The organism is Paenibacillus sp. 01L418, assembly GCF_056400045.1.
The window spans coordinates 1-5,347 of record NZ_JBFTSN010000426.1 but is presented as its reverse complement, the minus strand read 5'-3'; the positions used below and the strand labels follow the sequence as shown (position 1 = coordinate 5,347).

General features: G+C 39.3%; 5 protein-coding genes and 1 pseudogene. 3 read left to right on the top strand and 3 right to left on the bottom strand.

Annotated elements, in window-relative coordinates:
- Positions 1–430 precede the first annotated feature (430 nt).
- A complete protein-coding gene (locus AC1DSE_RS29475; RefSeq protein ID WP_477512044.1) occupies positions 431–856 on the bottom strand; it encodes a GNAT family N-acetyltransferase in 426 nt (141 codons plus the stop codon).
- 523 nt (positions 857–1,379) lie between these two features.
- On the opposite strand from AC1DSE_RS29475, the gene AC1DSE_RS29470 reads away from it, so the two are divergent.
- The gene (locus AC1DSE_RS29470; RefSeq protein ID WP_441884615.1) at positions 1,380–2,159 is read left to right on the top strand and encodes an alpha/beta fold hydrolase; all 780 of its coding nucleotides are present in this window, start codon (positions 1,380–1,382) and stop codon (positions 2,157–2,159) included.
- Positions 2,160–2,371: 212 nt separating this feature from the next.
- Entirely contained in the window at positions 2,372–2,776 is a 405-nt protein-coding gene (locus AC1DSE_RS29465; RefSeq protein ID WP_441884505.1) for a hypothetical protein, read from the top strand.
- A gap of 363 nt (positions 2,777–3,139) precedes the next feature.
- Here the strand turns inward: AC1DSE_RS29465 and AC1DSE_RS29460 are convergent, their stop codons facing one another.
- On the bottom strand, positions 3,140–3,709 hold the full coding sequence (locus tag AC1DSE_RS29460) for a dihydrofolate reductase family protein (protein WP_441884503.1): 570 nt from the start codon (positions 3,707–3,709) through the stop codon (positions 3,140–3,142).
- 161 nt (positions 3,710–3,870) lie between these two features.
- Positions 3,871–4,659, bottom strand: a complete 789-nt coding sequence (locus AC1DSE_RS29455) for a hypothetical protein (RefSeq protein WP_477528644.1) — start codon at positions 4,657–4,659, stop codon at positions 3,871–3,873.
- Positions 4,660–5,116: 457 nt separating this feature from the next.
- On the opposite strand from AC1DSE_RS29455, the pseudogene AC1DSE_RS29450 reads away from it, so the two are divergent.
- A pseudogene (locus tag AC1DSE_RS29450) lies at positions 5,117–5,347 on the top strand (copper amine oxidase N-terminal domain-containing protein); the annotation flags it as partial.

The following is a 5,347-nucleotide window of genomic DNA, read 5'->3' as shown; positions in this document are numbered from 1 at the left end:
GATCTAATTAATCTCAATATAAACTCTTCTTCGGTGTGGAAAAAACTTTGATTAGTTAATAGGTCTTCAACAAAATCGTATTGATCCTTATATTCCTGCTGTATTTTTTCAATAATATCCAAAGGAAGAATTAAACTCATATTTCAACTCCGAGCTTAATGGATTTTTGAAATTAATGGTACTACCGCAGTTTCTCATAACGTCTTATTTGCGATGACCGTAAATTTCCCATATCTGAGGTATTCGTGAAGAGATCAAACTATTAGCTAGAATAGTTTAACAAAGAAAGGGAGCAGCTGCCGCAGCAAACTACTCCATGTTTGTTCAACTATCGTTCCCAGTTAGTTAAATATTAATTTGCCGAATAAATCATTCCCTCCTATTAAAACTTTGCTGTCGATTCAATAAAAGTTAGTGAGAGTTTATGCCGTCATTTGTCTAACATTTTTGAAAAGTACTTAGGAGCCTCCTTAAAACCTTGTCTCTCATAAAATTTATGAGCATCTATTCTTCTGGAATGACAATGAACTTGGATACTGTCACATCCCCTTTTTCTGGCAGAGGCAGAGGCAAATCCCTCTAATTCCTTTCCAATTCCTTTACTTCTAATTGAGGAGTCCACAACAAGATAACTAATTGATGCGATATCTCCTCTATTTCCTAATTGCGGGATATAATGAATGGAAATACAGGCAATAACACGTCCTTCATCTTCATAAACCATTAATTCTTCGTTGGGGTCAGTAAGAAGTCTTTCCATGTTCTCTTTAATAAAAAATTCGGTTTCCGGGTAGCCTAATTGCGTCAATAGTTTTGCTATATCTTTCCTATCCTCCAATTTTGCAACTCTTATCATAAATTTCATCTCCACTCATCTAACACTTTATAGGGTGTCGCTCGACATAAATCATAATTTGGTTTTGATATGCTTAAATAACTATCGGCAACTGTAACCCTTCACCATAAGCATGGCATTATATTAGCGAAATTACTAGAACCACGGTGTGACTATTTCAATGCAGGTGTGGCTTATTGTTGCTAAACCATAACTTATAAAAAATGCCAACTAGCGCTTTTACGCAATTTATTTAATAAGAAAATCCATAACAAGGACCGTCTGCTTTCTTGTTTTTATTGAGTTAAACTGCCCATTAGCTTAACAAAAAATGGGAGCAGCCGCCACAGCAAACTGCTCATAGGTATGTTCAACCATCGTGTCCCGTTAGCTCAATGATCTGAAGAAATTGTTTTACTCAAGTTATTCCTCAGAAATCTCTACGTACGATCTAAACCTAATTTGACGCCGAAATTGGGCATTCACCTTGCCTAGGGCGAATATCTTAATGGGGAAGTACTTTTATAAAATTGAGGTGATACACTTGGGATACTTCGTTACTGTGGAACCGGGCGTAAAAATATTTATCGAGGACATCAATCCGAAGGGAAATAAAACGATACTTTTTATTCATGGATGGCCGCTAAACCATAACCAGTTCGAATATCAGTTCAATTACCTTCCGAAGCTCGGATATCGTTGTATTGGAATGGACTGGAGAGGATACGGCAATTCGGATAAACCATTCGACGGTTACGGTTTCAATAGATTAGCAGATGATCTTCGTATGGTCATCGAAGCGTTACAATTAAAAAACATAATATTAGCAGGACACTCTACCGGAGGCGCGATCTCGATTCGTTATATGGCTCGTTACAAAGGGTACGGGGTATCTAAACTCGTCCTGATCGACGCTGCGTCTCCATCAAGCGTTCCCAAAGAATTTACGAATAAAATCATCGAAGAAACAAACAATGACCGTCCGAAAATGCTGCAAAACCAAACGGAGATTTTTTTCTTTCAGTACATTTCTGAACCAAAATCCGAATGGTTCTTTCTAATGGGTTTACAAGCTGCGAATTGGTCGACTTCCGCTATTATGGTCACGCTAAGAGACGAGAATGTTTACAACGATCTTGGACAGATCGATGTGCCCACATTAATTATTCATGGAATTCATGATAAAGTCGTTCCGTTTTCCCAAGCTCAGGAAACAAATAAGCTGATTAAAAATTCGCAATTAGTTTCATTCCAATACAGCGGCCATTGCCCTTTTTTGGAGGAGCGTGATAGATTCAACCAACTATTATCTTCTTTTGCATAATGCACATTCTATCTAGGGGTTCCAGCGTTTCATTAGTCGAAAAGTCATTAAGTGCTTGATATGTTTGTTTTTCATCCATTAATTAAGTTCACTTCCCCTTTTATTACCAGTAGCTGTCTTCACTTGCTTAGTGACTAAAAAAACCCCCTTCTAACGAAAAGTATTATATAAAACCAGAATGGTAACAGCATGTTGCTAGGAGGGAAAAATTTATGACTAACCAACTCACTGAATGTATTAATCACTCAGCTCAAAATAATCCCAATATAACTTCTATTATGGCCGAAATGATCGCAACTATGGAGAATGACGCAAAACTCAAAAAAGAAATTCTTTTTAAAGTTGATGAAATCAGTATGGAGATTTTCAGAAAAGATAAACTTTGTTATGACGTAGTGAATGCTACTCGTAATAACGGTGATTATTACAAAGCTATGATGTTATGGAAACAATTTAGAAATGAAGTAGAGATTGCCCTAGGAGATTTGTATAAGCGAATTCAATGGACAAGGTACCCTGACGAGTGGAGTGAGACATATGAGCTCCTAAAGCGTCGAGCAGCTTTACATGATGATGAGGTGGAACGATTAGAGCGGCAAGAGTTATTGAGCGTCTAATCAGTTCTATAAATTGGAACAGTCATCTCTTATCACACTCAATTCGAGCTCGACCCCGGGTAGTCTTGCGCTCGGGCTACATGTTTGAATTTTGCGATGTCAACACCAACAATTAAAGTAGAAGAAGTGATTTGATTAATGCGTTCATTTATCTTGTAGTCTCCTTGGTTTGATTTGAATCCGGTGGCTGACGAGCAACTTGGACCCAWTAACATCATACCAAGGAGTCTTTTTRTTWCTCAAACCTCGTATTTCTTCATAATAGGAATGCTGCCCGTTAGCGTAATGACGAAGGGCTGCCACGCGGCAGCCCTTTAGTTTTCAACTATCGTTACCGTTAGTGGAAAATCTTGTACGGCACGGCTATTTCTCCAACACATAGCGGGCTGCGATAATACCTGACTGGAGCGTTCGGCTGGACAGCAGCTTGAGCCTGATTTTCTCACCGCCGCCGTGGAATGCCGATTTTCCGCCGCCCAAGATGACTGGACAAATCGTCAGCAGGAATTCGTCGATCAGGCCGAGCTCAAGCAACGTCTTCGCCGCCCCCGGACTGCCGAAGATAACGAGATTTTTGCCTGGCTGCTCCTTGAGCGCCTTGATTTCATCTGCAATATTGTCCTTGATCAGTACCGTATTGTTCCATTCGACAATGTCCATCGAGCCAGAAATGACGATCTTCTTCACATCCTGCAGCCATTTGGCATGCTCCATATCGTGCCTCGACGCATCCGGATTGTCCARCATCGCGGGCCAGTAGCTCTCCATCATCCGATACGTCGTTCGTCCGTATACCGGTGAGCCGACTTCGGCTACGACTTCCTCGGCGTATTTCTCTAATTCCTCGTTGTACGGAATCCAATCTAGTCCTCCGTTCGAATCCGACGCATACCCGTCCAGCGATACATGCATAAACAATACGAGTTTTCTCATGTTTGCTTCTCCTCCGATTTCTAATTTAGTAATTCGATTATTTGGCAGTAGGCCGTGTTTCGTCCTTCTCTTACGTTTACTATAAATCATTACGTTACGTAAGGGTCAAGTGGAAATCTGAAGACAAAATTATTGCGTATCTGTTCGTTAGCTTAACCAATTTACGGATTCACCAAGACTCTAACATCGAAAGCTGAAAGAGACTTTAGACCAATTTTATTTAGATATGATAGACGCAATTCCAGATCATTAATCAATTCGCAATAATTATCTAATACTTGTTTGTCGAGGCAATTACGTAATTTCTGGACAACTAATAGTGATTCTGAGATCGGCATTCTCAACACATCTGAAAGGGAACTCCCCATAACCAAGCGTTCCTGTTCCAACAAGCTTTCGGTACAATTTGGACACTTTCCATGTTCGGAGAATAATTTTATTGCCCAAAGGTTTCCTTTACTAGTTGTTCCTGTATCACGCATATGTTTCAAATCGAAAACGCACCCACGATAATAGTTTTTATGTTCCCTTTTCTTGTAAACGTATGTTACAGGTTCCTTATCATATCCATAAAGTAAAATATCGATAAATTGCTCATCTTGCTCAACAAGTGGGCTTTCAACGTCAATCCCGATCATTTTAGCCAGTTCTCTAATCTTTACAACAGGTCCGCAGTTAGTCCCCGCCCATAAAAGCACAGCTCCTTWTTTAAGCGAGAGTTCAGTTGCGACCATACGACTTGAATCAATATCACCAAGGACAGTACCTGTACCGTTACATGTAGTGCATGTTGGAGTGCTTTCTGGTAAAGACCAAATGCCATTTTTCTCTCTGGCCTCACCAATATTCGCATACAATGACGAAAGATGTTCTAAGACTCCGGTAATTGTACTAACAAGAGACCCTGGTCTTTTGGCGTTAAACTTTCTATGGGAAAGTCCAAATTCCAATTAAAAACACCCCTTTGGCTGTTTGCTCAATACTCTTAAATTATACCGACCACTTGTTATTATGTAAATATTTACCTCTAAACTATCATGCCCGTTAGTTCAATGAAAGACTGAATAATTAAAGGCATCCAACAATACTATTGAACCTGATTAACTAAATTCTAAAAAAAATCGGTGATAACGTTCTCTCCGACGCTCTCCGCGGAGCTGAGCATAAACTTGCGTGGTCGATGCTTTTTCATGCTGAGATCGTGAATCGACCGACAGCCCAAAGTATGTAAAACGATTGATGAGCTTAAGCTGCAATTGGGTTAGCCTCTTTATTTGAGGGAATTCGAAAGAACATTGAATACTTGGGTCACATTTCGACAAAATAACTATTTTTTTATTGACAGAGTTCCAAATGATAGTAATATAGTAAATAGTGGAAATAAAAACTAGTTCTGGAGGCGTTTTTTTGAAGAGATTGTCGATTACTGCTATGATTTGCGTTTTATTGTTCAGTATAGGTGTTATTCCTGTATCAGCAGCCAATAAAGGAGCTTATATTTTTGTAGATGGAGTCCCGCTCAAATCTAAATCAGTAAGCAAGAATGGAGTTTCCTTCGTTCCTTTCAGAGAATTATTTGGAAATTTGAAAATGGAAATCGGTTATGATGCAAAACTTAAACAAGTTACGGGCAATAAG

What these genes read in the sequence shown, in the direction of transcription:
- AC1DSE_RS29465 (WP_441884505.1), top strand. Translation starts at nt 2,372, where the DNA reads ATGACTAACCAACTCACTGAATGTATTAATCACTCAGCTCAAAATAAT.
- AC1DSE_RS29475 (WP_477512044.1), bottom strand. Translation starts at nt 856, where the DNA reads ATGATAAGAGTTGCAAAATTGGAGGATAGGAAAGATATAGCAAAACTA.